The following is a 13,813-nucleotide window of genomic DNA, read 5'->3' on the forward strand; positions in this document are numbered from 1 at the left end:
GGTTTCGCATACGATGAAACCGCACCGCAAACAACCGTGCTGTTCCGCTTTCCAACGGTGCCGTTCCGCTTTCCCGCACGATCATTGCACGCGGATCACAACGGTATCCGCTGCCCCCGTGGCATCGATCACGGTGAGCCGCGCGAAGCCGGGCCCAGGCGGCTCGATCAGGCGTTGGCGCCGGCTGTCGATGTCCCCGGCTGAGACACCATTGACGAGGACCGTCAGCGGCAGCACCCCGCCGGCGACCTTGACCGGCATCGTCGCGTTACGGCCGCCCTCGGATTGATCGACGTCGATGCGCGAGCCGTTCAGCGGAAACTGGATGTGCGGCGCCTGGTCGTTGCCGCTGCGGACCAGCTCGCCGAGCGGCCGGAACCGGCGCAGCGGTGGCGGCAGTTTGGCGTTGGAGGCGACCAGCACGCCCCGCGGCGGCTTCGGCAACGCCGCCGGGATCTTTTCGGTGCGCGCAAAGGCGTCGAACAGGATCGGCGCCGCGGCCGTTCGGCCGACCAGGCCCGGCACCGGTGCGCCGTCCGGACGGCCGACCCAGACCCCGATGGTGATGCGGCCGTCGAAGCCGACCGACCAGGCATCGCGATAGCCGTAGCTGGTGCCGGTCTTGAACGCGATCCGGTTGTGCACGCCGTTCTCCGGCGGCGGCGTGCCGAGCAGGACATTGCCGACCTGCCAGGCCGCGGCCTGATCCATCAGCCGCATCGTGTCGCGGCCGTCACTTGCCTGCATGATCTCGCGCAACGGCTTGGTCGCACCGAGCCGCGCCAGGCCGGAATAGAGCTGGGCGAGATCCTGCAGCGTGATACCGACGCCGCCGAGCCCCATTGCAAGGCCCGGCGCTTCGTCTTTCGGCAGCACGAGACTGGTGCCGGCCTGCTTCAGCCGCGACGACAGCCGGCTGGCACCGACCCGGTCGAGCAGCGCAATCGCCGGCACGTTCAGCGACAATTGCAGCGCCTTGCGGATCGGCACCGTGCCCTGGAACGTCATGTCGAAATTCTCCGGCGCGTAGGTGCCGAAGCGGATCGGCTGATCCTCGATCAGGCTGTCGGGATGGACAAAGCCGTCCTCGAAGGCGAGGCCATAGATGAACGGCTTCAGCGTCGATCCGGGCGAGCGCACCGCGCGCGTCATGTCGACCTGCCCGGCCCGCCGATCGTCGAAATAATCCGCCGAGCCGACCCGCGCGAGCACGTCGCCCGTTTCATTGTCGACCACCACGATCGCAACCGAGACGTCAGGGCCCAGTGCGGTGGCGCGGTCGCGTGCCAGCGCCTCCAGGTTCCGTTGCAGCGTGGCGTCCAGCGTCAGCTTGATGACGGGCGTATCCTTCATCGTCGCGATCGCCTGATCGGACGAATGCGGCGCCAGGATCGGGATCTGCTTGCGCAGCTTCGGCACCGCCGTCGCCCTCGCCTGCGCGGCGTCGTCCTTCGACACCACGCCATCCTCAACCATGCGATCGAGCACGCGGTCACGTGCGGCATGGGCGGCTTCGGGGAAACGATCGAGCCGCCGCCGCTCCGGCGATTGCGGCAAGGCGACCAGCAGCGCGGCCTCGGCGAGCGAGAGCCGCTTCGGCTCTTTGCCGAAATAGGCGATCGAGGCGGCGCGGACGCCCTCGAGATTGCCGCCGAATGGCGCCAGCGCGAGATAGAGATCGAGGATCTGCTCCTTCGAGAGCTGCCGCTCCAGTTCGACCGCACGCACCATCTGGCGCAGCTTGGCGTAGACCGAGCGCTGGTGCCGCGGCTCGATCAGCCGCGCCAGCTGCATCGTGATGGTCGAGCCGCCCGAGACGATATGACCGCGGGTGAGGAGCTGGAGTGCGGCGCGCGACAGCGCCAGTGGATCGACGCCGTGATGCTCGTAGAAGCGCTTGTCCTCATAAGCGAACAGCAGCTTCAGATAACCTGGATCGACTGATGTCTTGCCGTCGACCGGCAGCCGCCAGCGTCCATCCGCCATCGCATAGGCACGCAACAGCTTGCCGTTGCGATCGATGACTGATGTCGAGACCTGCTGCGCCTGCGCAAGCGGCAGCGGACCGAGCGACACGACCCAGCCGGCGAAGGCGCCGGCTGCGACCAGCGCCACGACGGCACAGATCGCCAGCACTGGCCTGATCCGTCGCCAGCGCGATCCGCGTACCGGTGCTGTCGTCAGCGTTGCACTCATCTCGCCGGCTTCACCTCGACCGCACCGGTGCCGCTTCGGCCGTAGCGCGAAGGATTGTACATGTCCTCGACATAGGCCTGCGGCAGTACGTATTTGCCCGGCGACACCGCGCGCACGACATAGGCGACGGTGAACACCGATTTGTCGTTGGCGCCGCGGTCGATCGCCGCGGTGAAGCGATCATCGCGGAACTCGGTGTTCTTCGGCTCGACACCATCCTCGATCCACTCGAGCGTGCCGGAATCGCCTGACGACACCAGGTTCGGGTTGTCGATCTCGAGCCCGGCCGGCAGATAGTCGGCCACCATGATGTGCCCGAATTCCGGCTTGGCTTCCGTCACTTTCAGGACAACCGCGAAGCGGTCATTCTGTTTCGCCTTGGTGACATCCGCCGGCTTGCCGTCGAGCGTGAAATAGCCGCGCTCGATCTTGAAGCCGTTGGAGGCCGCGGGTTCCGGCGTGACCGGCGAGCCCGACACCGAGATCACCGCCTGCACCGGTGCGTCTCCGGTGTTGGTGATCTTGAGCGGCTGGCCCGTCATCTCCTCGGCCTTGTAGCTGCGATAGACCGCGGTTTTGACCGGCTGGCCGTTGATGTCGAGCGCCATTGTCTCCTTGGCGAGCGCGCGGGCCGCCAGCACCATCCACGCATTCTCCTGCGTCGAGGTATAGGGCGACAGCCCCCGCGCCGCTTCGACCCGCAGCACGGCCTGCGTCAGCGTGGTGCGCGGCGCATTGCCCTCGCCGGCGAGCGAGACAAGCGCCGCCGCATCGCGCAGCGCCGAGCCGTAATCCACCCGGCCGAACTCGATCACCGGTTTCGGGTTCAGCGCGTCGAGCGCGGCGCCATAGACCCGCTCGGCCCTCGCCTTGTCGCCGACCAGGGCCAGCGCCGCGGCAAGCTGCGCCTTGGAGATCGGCGTCGCCAGATTGTTCAGCTTGGTATCGGCGAGATAGCGCAGATCGCCAATCGGCGCCGCGCCGTTGCGCGCGAGCACGTAGAGGCCGTAGGCCAGATCGCGGCCGCCGTCCTTCTCCGGCTCGTTGGCATTGACCACCGAGTTCCTGACGCGGTCGAGCGCGTTCTTGAACAGCACATCCGGCACCGCAAAGCCCTTTTCACGGGCCCGGGTCAGGAAGTCCGTGACATAGGCATCGAGCCAGGCGTCGTCACCGCCCGCCGACCACAGGCCGAACGAGCCATTGGAGCCTTGTCGAGCCAGCAGCCGCTCGATCGCATCGCGGATGCGCTGGTCGACCGCGGTGTCCATCGCGAGATGGGCGCCGGCGGCAAGATCGTTGACATAGAGCAGCGGCAAAGCGCGGCTCGTGATCTGCTCGGAGCAGCCATAGGGGTAGCGATCAAGCGCCTTCAGGATGCTCGCGGCATCGAGCGCGGTCGACAGGCTCGCCGAGATCGAGACGCTGCCGGTGCCCGGCACGAGATCGGAGAACATGTCGGAGGTCAGCGTCAGGCTCTCGCCCTTCGCCAGCGTGCGGATCGAGCGGCGCGCCAGCACTTGCGTGGCCGGCTTGACGTCCAGCGCATAGTGCCGCGCCAGCGCCAGCCCGTTCGGCCCCGAAATATTGACGTCGAACTCGGCGCGTCCGGCACCGCCGGCCTCGAGGCCGAGCGACAGCGATGAACGCTGCTTGGCGGCGAGCTTCACCGTCGTGGTCGAATTGCCCGAAGCCTTGATCGGGCCACTCGCCTTGACGCTGATGGCGTAGTCGCCGGCGGCGCCCTCGACATTGTCGATATCCATGCTGATGGTGCCCTTGTCACCGGTCAGCAGGAAGCGCGGCAAGGTCGCGGTCACCACCACGGGGTCGCGCACGATCACATCGGTGGTTGCGCGACCGAGCTTGGTGGCGCTCCACGCCACCGCCATCACCCGCGCGGTGCCGGCGAAGTCGGGGATGTCGAAGCTCACCTCGGCGGTGCCGTCGGGGCCGACCGTGACAATGCCGGAATAGAGCGCGAGCGGCTTCTGCGTCGGCGGTGAGCCCTGCAGCTCGGCGCCGGCGGCGTCGCCGCCGCTGCGGATCTGGCCGCGCGTGCCCTGCATGCCGTCGATCAGCTGGCCATAGAGGTCGCGGATCTCGGCGGTCAGGCGGCGCTGCCCGAGATAATATTCATCCGGCGCCGGCGGCTTGTAATTGGTCAGATTGAGAATGCCGACATCGACCGCGGCCAGCACCACCTTGGCGTCCTCGCCCGGATTGAGCCCGCCGAGCTTGACCGGGATCTTCAGCGTCGTGCCAGGCCGCACCAATGCAGGCGGCGACAGCGCGACGGCAAGCGTGCGTGTCTTCTTGTCGATGCCGAACCATTTCAGCCCGATCGCACGGCCCGGCATACGCCCGGCGGCGGCATCGAGCGGACGGCGCAGCGTCGTCATTACATAGGCACCGGTGCCCCAATCGCTGCCGACCGGGAGCTTGACCTGCTGGGTGCCCTCCTTGACGTCGACGCTTTGCGTCGTCAGCAGGCGGTCGCCGAGCACATAGAACGTGAGCTTGCCTGAGGTGCGTGCGTTGACCGACACCGTCATGGTGTCGCCGGAGGCATATTCCGGCTTGTCGATCGATGTCTCCAGCAGGTCGGGCGTGTCGGCACTGCCGTCGGAATACCAGCCGACATCGAACTGCACCGAGGTTACCGGGCCGTCGGCGTCGGTCGATTTGACGTCGAGCCGGTACCGGCCGGGCTGCGGCTGGAAGGTCAGGCGCATCGGCTTGTCGGCCGCGAGGTTGGCGTCGCCATCGGCAACGCGGCGGGTCGACTTGACCGGCTCATAGTTCCACGACGAATTCTGCCGGTACCACTGGTAACGCGACTCCAGCTTCAGGAGTTCGTAGCGCAGCCCGTCGCGCTGAAGCTGCTTGCCGTCGGGCGCGACGAACACAACGTCAAACTCGGCCTTGTCACCCTCGGCCACGCTCTTGTCGCCGAACAGCGGCTTGACGCCGATCAGCGAGGCGCCAGGGGCCACCGGCAGCACGATCTTGCGCTCGACCGAGCGGCCGCCGGTCTCCGCCATGCGGATGAAGATCTGGGCCTCCTGCGGCCGGGTCGAGGCCGGTACCTTGTCGAGCTTGACCGGGAAACTGGCGGCACCATTGGCATCGGCCTCCGGCAGATCCTCGATCGGGGTCCGCTCGTTGCTCGCGGTCTGCTCATCGTCGACACCGAACTGGTAGCCGGCATAGCCGGGCCGGCCGTTCGCCGCTGGCGCCACCAGCATGTCGCCCTCGAGCTGCAGGCCCGAGGCCGGCGCGCCGTAGAGGAAGTGGCCGGAGACCTGAAGTTCCACTGGAACTTCAGCTTTAATCACCTTCTCCTTGCTGGTCAGATCGAATTCGACCCGCTCGGGGTTGTAATCCTCGACCATGAAGGTGGTTTCGCCGACCGACGAGCCCTTGGGATCGGTAAAGACGCGGGCGCGCCAGGTGCCGGTCGGCACCGCCGAGTTCAGCGCCACCGCCAGCATCCGGCCGCCGGCACCCTGGTCGGGCAGCACGGCACGGCGGAATTCGACGCCGTCGGGGCGCTCGATCACCATGGTCAGCGGCGTCCCGGTCAGGGCATTGCCCTGCCCGTCGCGCAGCAGCGCGGTCAAATAGACGGTCTCGTTGGAGCGGTAGACGCCGCGCTCGGCATAGACGAAGGCGTCCGCACCGGCCGGGATCGCCCGGCCGGTGACGCCGCGGTCGGTCAGGTCGAAGGCATTGGCCTTGAGGCTTAGGAAGGCGTAGTCGGCTTTCTCGCCCGTCACCGTCAGCAGCGCCGGCGACAGCCCGCCCTCGCCGCGCGCCAGCCCCTGCTCGAACAGCACATGACCGGCCGCATCCGTCTTGCGGGTCGCCAGGATCTCGTTGTTGCGGGCGACCAGCTTCACTTCCGCGTTGGCGACCGGCTCGGTCGAAGCCAGCGAATTGACGAAGACGTGGATACCGTCATTGCCGGAGAACGCCGACAAGCCCATGTCCGAGACGATGAACCATTGCGTCGCCAGCGTGCCGTCGTCGTCGCTGCCAGGTCCCTTGGCCGCAGCGGTCATGACATAGACCCCCGGCTGCAGGTCACCCAGCGCCTGGTCGACGGGAAATGCGGTGACGACGTCCTGGTTCAGCGTGGTGGCCGTCGCAAGCTCGCCCGACCACACCTTGACGCCGCGCTGGTCGCCGAGATCGGAAAGCTGGTAGCGGCTCAGCGTGCTCTGGAAGTCGCTGTCGATCACCGTGTTGATCAGGTTGCGGTCACCGATCCGGAAGACGTCGACCTTAACCGCCGGCGTGTTGACGCTCACCACCGGGATACCGCGCTGTCCGGTCCGCGGCAGCACATACGCGCGACCGGTGAACCGCACGAACGGCTTGCGGTCGCGAACATAGATGTTGAATTCGGCCGATTTCGGCAGGGTCTCCTTGACCGTCGACGGCAGGCCGGCGCGCAGATTGATGTTGTAGCGCTCGCCGTGCTTCAGCCCGTCGACGCAGAGCTGCTGGCCTTCCGCCGACAATGCCGGCTTGTCGGTGCCGGCGAGCGCCAGGTACGGCGCGAAGTCAACGCGCTTGGCCAATTCCTCGGAGAACTGAAAGCAGGCCCGCGGCGAGGCCGCGTCGGAATCGACGGTATAATCGAGCAGCCGGAAGCCGTGCTCGTCGCGCATTTTCTCATACTGGCCGCGGACATCGGCCACCTCGCGCATGTCGAGCGACATCCGCAATGCATCCAGCGCCGGGCGCCACAGCTTGCGCTCGGCAAGCGCCTTGCCGAGCACCGCCAGCGCGTCGGCCTCCTCGCCCGCATTGCCGGCACGCTGATAGGCGATATAGGCGGCGGTCGAGGCGCGCTCCATCAGGAAAGTCTGTTCGCTTGAGCTGGCCGAACGGATCTGGAACACGGTTTTGGCGAGCCGCAGCCAGTTGGCGCCATCCTCGGGCGCGGTCGCCGCGATCTGGCCGAGGATCGTGAGTCCGCCGCGGAAATCGTTGCGCTTGAAGGCGGCATCCGCGTCGGTGCGCAGGGTCGCGGCCGACTTGTTGACCGCGCCCGCCTCGCTCTTGATCTGGGCCTCCAGCTTGATCGCGGAATCGGCGAGATCGTCGCGCTTGAAGGCCTTGTCCGCAGCCTGGGCGCTCACCAGGCCGAGTGCCAGCGTGGCGCAAAGTGCGGCCGCACGAACCAATCCGATCATGATGGAGCTCCTGAACGCCCCGCGGTCGACCGCCGCGTTGGGGCTAAAAAATGCGCGAAAAGGTGACGGAGTGAAGGCGCTGACATGAACGGACAAAAACGTCGCAGATTGCATTGCCGACATTCCTTCGACCAGCCCCGGCGGCAGCGCAATGCCGGCTCGGCGGGCTGGTCTGGCCAACACAGGGCGGGACCCCTGCTCGCCTTTGTCGTCTGACCACAAAAATCGGTTCGGACGGACTTGGCGGAAAGGCGGATTTTTCATAATGGCGGTGCTACAAGGCCGGCACGGTCCCGTAGCTCAACTGGACAGAGTAGCGGATTTCTACTCCGCGGGTTGCAGGTTCGAATCCTGCCGGGATCGCCAAATTTTCTCCCAGCAAATCAAACCCTTGGGCGCGTTGTGGCTTCGTTCTTGAAGCCGCTCCGTGTTGCGTGGCGCTGCAAGCAGCTGACAGAAATTTCAATGTCTTACGAGCCATTACCAACGGCTCCGCGCAACACGGACGCAACACACGGATTCGCAGTCTGTTCACGGAGGTGGGCAGATGACGATGCTGATCATAATCGGAGCCGCGGTTGCGCTGGTGCTGCTGATTCTGCTCGCTGCGGTCGCGCTGATCGCCAAGGTCAACAGCTTCGGTGATCCGGGCTAGGATGCCGCTATGTGGCACCTGTTCCAGTCGCTCGTGATGTTCGCGGTGATCGCCTCGAACATCCATTGGCGATGGACACCGAACGGCTACCTGGCGGCAATGATCGGCGCCGGACTTGCGTGGGCGCTCACCCAGATCATCAACGAGATGCCGCGGACGCTCGACGCGCTTCGACGCCGCCGGTCATAGGCCTGTGGCACAGCAGCGAAACGACCCCAGCGCGGGGAGCGCCAGGGCCGCCACTGAACTCCCGCTCGGGGGGGCACCAGATTACGGGAGCACATGACGACTCCCGCCATTGCCACTTGTTCCTGCACTCCCGCGACATCACAGCGCGTAACAAGAAGTGCTCCCCGGTTGAGCACCGATGCTACGGGGCCGCCGTTGACTCGACGCTGGGGATTTCAGGGCCCCGGTTTAGGAAGAAACGCCGCCGGGCATGTATTTATGAGACCGGCGGCGTCTTTTGTTGGGACTTGAGGCGGATCAATAGGAGCTTTTGCACAAGTTGTACGTTGAGGCGCAGCATCGGGGCGGATCCAAGATCGAGATCGAGCCATGAGTACTGTCCCTCTGGACGTTGAACGAAAGATCGCGCAGCGGTGGGCCGCAAGATTTGCACGACCAGAACTCTCATCGCCAGGGCACGAGCCCGAACAAGCTTGCAGCGCTAGCCTACCGCCCGGACAATCGCCACCGCTCGAACTTGAGCCTGCAGCGCATAAGCAAAGCTCGGATCAGGCGCATTAGCCCATCGCCCCTTCCTGCCAGTCCTGCGTGCCGACCTGCTCCAGCAGGCCATCCCAGTCGCCTATCCCGCTGTCGTTGTCCTCTTCGAGATCGTCGCTGCCGCCGGCTGCCCATCGCTCTTGGCTGTGGTGGCAGTCGAGGCTTCCAAGATCGGGCTCGTCGTCCTCGAAGCAGTCCTCGCGCTCGCAGTCGTCGAACTCGCGCTCGGTCATCACGTATTCGTCGCTGGCATCGAGGAAGGCGATCAGCCGCTCGATCTCGGCGGATGCCTCTTTCCTGAGTCTGGCGAGGGCCTGGAGAGTCGTTTCCCGCTCCCGCTGTTGGAGTGCGAGGCCGGAGGTAATCGCACCAGCGGACTCCGCTGGTCGTTCTACGGTGGTTTGCATGTTGCTTGCTCTGGATTGCTGGCTTTCTAGGGCCAGTTGCCAGCGAGCAGCGCTGGCGCCGGGAAGCTAGAAACGCCGCCAGAGACGGCGCGCGACGGCTTTCCCCTTTCGGGTCTTGTATAGCCGCCGCCTTCCCGGCATAGTGGTGCCGTTCACGCTGGCGGCTAACCAGCGCGTCCTAATCGATGGCATGTTTGATCCCGGCAAGGATCGCCCCGCCATCGCCCTGGTGCTTCAGGCCCGGCAAGGCCTTCGGCGGGAGTTTCTAGGCTCCGCCTTCACCGTCTCACTGATTTGGTAAAAAATCCATCCCCTCCCGGGGCGCCCTCGGCGCATCAGTCCCACAGGCCCCGGCTGACCATGTCCCCGCGTGTGGCACCTCCATCATCGAAGACCTGCTCGTCGAGCGACACCAGCAAGCTATCCCCGAATTTCCGGAATTTGGTCGGAAAGAGCCTCTCCCGTTCCTGAACGTAGAGCCGAACCCGTTTTGGGACGTCGGCGCGATCTAGCGTGCCTGACAGCATGTCCTCGAAAATGCGGCTGACGATCTCGTCCACGTCCGTGACGTGGCCTGGGATCATGGCGCGTATTGCGTAGTAGTCGTTTGCTTGCTCGCGGCGCTTTGTCGTTGCCTGATGTGACCGATAGAGAGACCACCGTAGCTTGAGTGCGCGGCTTATGCTGTCTGCGATGTGTTCCTTTACGAAGGAATCAAAGGCAGGGTCTGCTTTTCGAGCGCTATAGAGCTTATTGCTACTCACATACAGGCGGCGCTTCTTGCCGCGCAACCGCTTTCCAGTGATTTCGGAGATCGACTTTTTCGCTAGCAGCATCGATTTAACGACCTGCAGTTCGTTCGCCTGTAACGGCCTGGCCTCGTGGTTCCTCATGTGATGACAAGTCCGGCAGTTACGAACCACCCAACCTCTGCTCACATACACGTAGGCGTCAGCAAGCGAGTGCCCCCTCTTGCAATGCGTCTGACTTTGTCGATCTCTCCCCTTTCGCTCGTTTGAGGCCTCCATATTAGCTGCCAAAAGCGGGAGAGCGACCTGGGCAAACTCTGGCTTGGCATCGCAGTAGCGATGAAATGATTGTCGATCAGTTATCCATTCACCGCGGATGCGTTGCTTACCTATCCTCCCGCTACAAATCGCGTTGAGCGTCCTGCCAGTTCGCAAGGCTTGGATAATTCGAGCCGCAGTGTCATCCGACAATAACTTCATAGCTATCGCCATTTCAGGGATCTCCGCGCGCGCGGAATTGCGCAGGCAGATGCGGCTCCTGAGTCGCGACCATGAAGCGGCAGAGCGACGAAATATTCTGGGCCGTTAGGTCAACGGCCCTGCTTCTCCCGACTCGCGCACGATACTTTCGGCTATCCGGGAACCTACGGGATTGCCCTCCACCAGTGGTTGCGCTTAGTAGCGGACGGCTGGGGAGGCCTTTTTATGAGAAATTTGGGAATCGTGGCGCTCGCCGCCGCACTGGGCGGTTGTGCGTCGTCGGCGGCGGACATCACGCCGAACTACGTTTCGCCCGTCATCTATCAGTCCTACACGTGCCAGCAGCTCGCGCTCGAGGCGCAGGGCGTGTCTGCGCGTGCCGCGGCCCTCTCGGGTGCTCAGGACAGCCAGCGCACAAAGGACACGATCGCGACGACGGCCGCAGTCATCGTCTTTTGGCCGGCGGCGTTCCTGGTTGGTGGGGACAAGCAGACCGCCTCCGAGCTCGGTCAAATGAAGGGCCAGATGGTCGCGATCGAACAAGCCTCGATTGCCAAGAAGTGCAACATCCAGTTTCAGAATAAGCCGCCACCCGGGTGACGTCGCTCGGATTGCTGCGCTGAGCCATCCACACCCACGACGCGCAGTAGCTCGCCGCGGTTCATGGCCTCAAGGGATTGATAATTTGCATCCGCTTCGCAGCCGCGGAATCAATCGGGCATGCCCTGGCGCCGCAAGCCCGCTCACTTCCTCCGCTACTGGTCCGGTCCGGTCGACCGCAACGCCGGCTTCAAGACCGTGCTGGTCTTCTGCGTCGGGTGCGACCACCACAACGGCCGGCTGAACCTCGCCGACCTTCCCGACTGGGATTGGTATGACATATCGGCGCACCTGAAGTGTACCGCCTGCGGCAAGGTCGGCTGGGTCGATACCCGGCTCGATTGGGGCGAGGTCGTCAACTTCGCGAAGGGTGTCTCGGGCTGATTCGCATATTCCCGTCGAGTGCTTATTCTCCCGGGTATGCCGATCACCCGAAAGCCGCTCGAAATCCCGCCAGAGGTAGCCCGGCGGTTCGCCGAGAAGATGCGGCTGTTCCATGCCGAGGACAGCCCACTCAAGCGCGACGAGATCGCCGCAGATACCAGGCACCTGCTCCTCCAGCACATGCCGAAGGGCGCTAAGCTGCGGCTTGCCGATGTCCTCGAACTGTTCAAGCTGATGCGATGAAAACAGTCTGGATCTACGTCAATACAAGCAAGCTCGTTGGCGACAAAGACCACCTGAAAGTCTTTGCCAGTGAAGACGCAGCCGAGACGTGGTTGCAGGAGAACGATCCGGAAGGGGTGGCATTCGAGTACGAGGTACTGGAGTGAACCGCATCGGCCGGCGCCGATCATCTGCATGTTGCTAATTGCAGCGTTCGCCCTGACGTGGAATCTGATAGGCGGCTAAGAACTTTGGGGGAGCACAAATGACCGAACGAACGCCGCTGAGCAACACGATAAGTGCCTTCAGCTTAATAATCGCAATGCTGGTCGAAAAACTCGAGGCCGCGAATGTCATGTCGCGCAGCGACTTCGCAGAGCACCTTCGGAAAAGTGCTGATGAGGCAGAGAGGCAAGCCCCTGATCATCTGAAGAACGACACCCGTCTGGATCTTCAGATTGCTCGCCTTGTGGCAAATCTGCTTGCGCAACCTGCGACGAAGCCTTGGGAGCCGGTTGTGATCGAAGGCGGTTTGAACGACGACGATCCAGAACCAAGTCAAGATTAAACCATTCTCCGATAACTCTCATCCTAAGCGTACCCCATATCCGGATACTCAATCACCCGGTTGAACCCGGACAACCGCACATACGGCGACCCGTTCGGCTCAGAGAAGCACAGCGCCACAGCATCGCCCTCGTCCGGGCTCGGCATGCCCCGCTTCTTCATGTCGTCCTTGCTCTCGAGCATCAGCCGGCCGTCGCTGGTGTACTTGTAGCCGGGTCCGGTCAGATCGGCCTGCAGGCTGTCGCTGTCCGGCAGCGAGAAGTGAGAGCCTGACAGTGACTTCTTGAGGTTCGACCACATTTCAGCCCGCCGGTTTGCCGGACCACCGGATGCCTTGCCGCTGTCGTCCAATGGCGGCGGCTCGATCGGCTTCGATCCGAAGTTGACGCTGTTCAGGATGCCTGAGCCAAAGCTGCCGCCATAGCCCTGCTCCACCAGCCGGTCATAGATGCCGGCGCCGAGCCCGCCCACGTCGATGTTGACCTTGGCCGGCTTGTCCTCCCGCATGATGCTGGCAACCCAGCCCGCGACCTGCATGGTGTCCAGGCCGTGCCGCTTCTCGATCTTCTCGATGCAGCTGCCGCGGCGCCAGGCGATGGCCGTGCTGTCCGCCCCGAAGCGCGCAGGATCGACGCCCAGGATCAGCGGCCCTATTCCCTCCGTGGTCCCTGACTTGCGAGCTCGCAGCACCAGCTCGTGCGGGATGAAGCTGTCAAACTCCGACGCAAGGAATGCCTCATCCGGCGTCAGCGGATACTCGCGCTTGAAATAGTTGATATCGCCCTTGTCGGCGATCTTGCAGCGGCGCCAGTAGATTTGCCCGGCATCGAGGCCGTGCAGCTCGGCAAGCTTCTTCTCTTCGCCGGTCATCTCGAAATCGTCGGGCACGGCCCTGCGATAGGTCGGATCCTCCGACCACGGCAGAAAGACCGCCTTGAAGCTGTTCTCGCCGGCCAGCGCCTTGCACCAGAACTGATGGAATTCATCACCAAACTGATTGCCCGTGGTCTCCACGATGATTTCCGTGTCCGGCAGATCGGGCACGGTTTCCATCAGCGCGGCCAGCTGCTCCTTCAGGTTCACCCAGAATGCAGCTTCCGACGCATGCAGCGCCTGCGCGGTTGACGATCGGCCGGCGCCGTCCTCCGTCGCGACCGAAACCAGGTAGCCGGAATCGATGTTTGCGAACTTCAGCTCTTCGGCGTTAGAGGCCCCCGTCGCCGGCCGCATGTCGTCCGGCATGTGATCGTGGAACCGTTTTACCAGACCGAACAAGTTGCGCGACGCCGGTTTCTCATGCGCCACGATCGCAGTCAGGAAACCGGGATTGCGGATCGTCTTGTGATAGTAGCGGCCCGCAACATAGGTGCTGACGCCTTCCTGCCGGGCCTTCAGGACGACAATCCGGACCATGCCGGTCGTCGCGCGCTGCTCTTCGATGATCGCATGCAGCTTTTGCTGAACCGGGTTGAATTTGAACGGCACGAGACCGCCCGCCTTCGGCCTGATCTTCAGATGCGTTTCCGCGAAATACTCGAGATCTTCATCAAGCCGCTCGAAGTGATCGAGCGTCGCGGTGATCTGCTCCAGTGCGTTCATTGAGCCGCCCGCAGCTCATCG

At 64.0% G+C, this 13,813-nt stretch carries 11 protein-coding genes and 1 tRNA gene; 7 read left to right on the forward strand and 5 right to left on the reverse strand.

Annotated elements, in window-relative coordinates:
- Positions 1 to 81: 81 nt before the first annotated feature.
- Together pbpC and H8A95_RS05070 are read right to left on the reverse strand one after the other, a co-directional pair.
- The gene (pbpC, locus tag H8A95_RS05065) at positions 82 to 2,196 is read right to left on the reverse strand and encodes a penicillin-binding protein 1C (RefSeq protein ID WP_229182198.1); all 2,115 of its coding nucleotides are present in this window, start codon (positions 2,194 to 2,196) and stop codon (positions 82 to 84) included.
- Positions 2,193 to 7,400, reverse strand: coding sequence for an alpha-2-macroglobulin family protein (locus H8A95_RS05070; RefSeq protein ID WP_229182199.1), 5,208 nt, complete (start codon positions 7,398 to 7,400; stop codon positions 2,193 to 2,195). The genes pbpC and H8A95_RS05070 overlap by 4 nt, the downstream gene beginning before the upstream one ends.
- Positions 7,401 to 7,689: 289 nt before the next feature.
- Here H8A95_RS05070 and H8A95_RS05075 point away from each other — a divergent pair.
- Together H8A95_RS05075 and H8A95_RS05080 are read left to right on the forward strand one after the other, a co-directional pair.
- Positions 7,690 to 7,766, forward strand: a tRNA-Arg gene (locus tag H8A95_RS05075).
- A 298-nt stretch (positions 7,767 to 8,064) separates the two neighbouring features.
- Entirely contained in the window at positions 8,065 to 8,244 is a 180-nt protein-coding gene (locus tag H8A95_RS05080) for a hypothetical protein (protein WP_229182200.1), read from the forward strand.
- Between the two features lie 557 nt (positions 8,245 to 8,801).
- Here H8A95_RS05080 and H8A95_RS05085 read toward each other — a convergent pair.
- On the reverse strand, positions 8,802 to 9,191 hold the full coding sequence (locus H8A95_RS05085) for a hypothetical protein (protein WP_229182201.1): 390 nt from the start codon (positions 9,189 to 9,191) through the stop codon (positions 8,802 to 8,804).
- A 335-nt stretch (positions 9,192 to 9,526) separates the two neighbouring features.
- A complete protein-coding gene (locus H8A95_RS05090; RefSeq protein WP_229182202.1) occupies positions 9,527 to 10,084 on the reverse strand; it encodes a hypothetical protein in 558 nt (185 codons plus the stop codon).
- A gap of 561 nt (positions 10,085 to 10,645) precedes the next feature.
- Between H8A95_RS05090 and H8A95_RS05095 the strand changes: the two genes are divergently transcribed.
- From H8A95_RS05095 to H8A95_RS05115, 5 genes are all read left to right on the forward strand, one after another.
- Positions 10,646 to 11,020 carry a hypothetical protein gene (locus H8A95_RS05095; RefSeq protein WP_229182203.1) on the forward strand — a complete coding sequence of 125 codons (375 nt, stop codon included), beginning with the start codon at positions 10,646 to 10,648 and terminating at the stop codon, positions 11,018 to 11,020.
- Positions 11,021 to 11,140: 120 nt separating this feature from the next.
- On the forward strand, positions 11,141 to 11,404 hold the full coding sequence (locus H8A95_RS05100) for a hypothetical protein (RefSeq protein WP_229182204.1): 264 nt from the start codon (positions 11,141 to 11,143) through the stop codon (positions 11,402 to 11,404).
- A gap of 36 nt (positions 11,405 to 11,440) precedes the next feature.
- Positions 11,441 to 11,647, forward strand: a complete 207-nt coding sequence (locus H8A95_RS05105) for a hypothetical protein (protein WP_229182205.1) — start codon at positions 11,441 to 11,443, stop codon at positions 11,645 to 11,647.
- The gene (locus H8A95_RS05110; protein WP_229182206.1) at positions 11,644 to 11,793 is read left to right on the forward strand and encodes a YciI family protein; all 150 of its coding nucleotides are present in this window, start codon (positions 11,644 to 11,646) and stop codon (positions 11,791 to 11,793) included. The genes H8A95_RS05105 and H8A95_RS05110 overlap by 4 nt, the downstream gene beginning before the upstream one ends.
- Positions 11,794 to 11,891: 98 nt before the next feature.
- Entirely contained in the window at positions 11,892 to 12,194 is a 303-nt protein-coding gene (locus H8A95_RS05115; RefSeq protein WP_229182207.1) for a hypothetical protein, read from the forward strand.
- A 23-nt stretch (positions 12,195 to 12,217) separates the two neighbouring features.
- Here H8A95_RS05115 and H8A95_RS05120 read toward each other — a convergent pair whose 3' ends face one another.
- Entirely contained in the window at positions 12,218 to 13,792 is a 1,575-nt protein-coding gene (locus tag H8A95_RS05120) for a terminase large subunit (RefSeq protein WP_229182208.1), read from the reverse strand.
- Between the last annotated feature and the right edge of the window lie 21 nt (positions 13,793 to 13,813).

This window comes from Bradyrhizobium oropedii, from assembly GCF_020889685.1.
GTDB classification, from domain to species: domain Bacteria; phylum Pseudomonadota; class Alphaproteobacteria; order Rhizobiales; family Xanthobacteraceae; genus Bradyrhizobium; species Bradyrhizobium oropedii.

Coding starts and splice junctions, on each gene's coding strand:
- H8A95_RS05085 (WP_229182201.1), bottom strand. CDS start 9,191: ATGCAAACCACCGTAGAACGACCAGCGGAGTCCGCTGGTGCGATTACC.
- H8A95_RS05110 (WP_229182206.1), top strand. CDS start 11,644: ATGAAAACAGTCTGGATCTACGTCAATACAAGCAAGCTCGTTGGCGAC.
- H8A95_RS05070 (WP_229182199.1), bottom strand. CDS start 7,400: ATGATCGGATTGGTTCGTGCGGCCGCACTTTGCGCCACGCTGGCACTC.
- pbpC (WP_229182198.1), bottom strand. CDS start 2,196: ATGAGTGCAACGCTGACGACAGCACCGGTACGCGGATCGCGCTGGCGA.
- H8A95_RS05080 (WP_229182200.1), top strand. CDS start 8,065: ATGTGGCACCTGTTCCAGTCGCTCGTGATGTTCGCGGTGATCGCCTCG.
- H8A95_RS05120 (WP_229182208.1), bottom strand. CDS start 13,792: ATGAACGCACTGGAGCAGATCACCGCGACGCTCGATCACTTCGAGCGG.
- H8A95_RS05100 (WP_229182204.1), top strand. CDS start 11,141: ATGCCCTGGCGCCGCAAGCCCGCTCACTTCCTCCGCTACTGGTCCGGT.
- H8A95_RS05095 (WP_229182203.1), top strand. CDS start 10,646: ATGAGAAATTTGGGAATCGTGGCGCTCGCCGCCGCACTGGGCGGTTGT.
- H8A95_RS05115 (WP_229182207.1), top strand. CDS start 11,892: ATGACCGAACGAACGCCGCTGAGCAACACGATAAGTGCCTTCAGCTTA.
- H8A95_RS05105 (WP_229182205.1), top strand. CDS start 11,441: ATGCCGATCACCCGAAAGCCGCTCGAAATCCCGCCAGAGGTAGCCCGG.
- H8A95_RS05090 (WP_229182202.1), bottom strand. CDS start 10,084: ATGAGGAACCACGAGGCCAGGCCGTTACAGGCGAACGAACTGCAGGTC.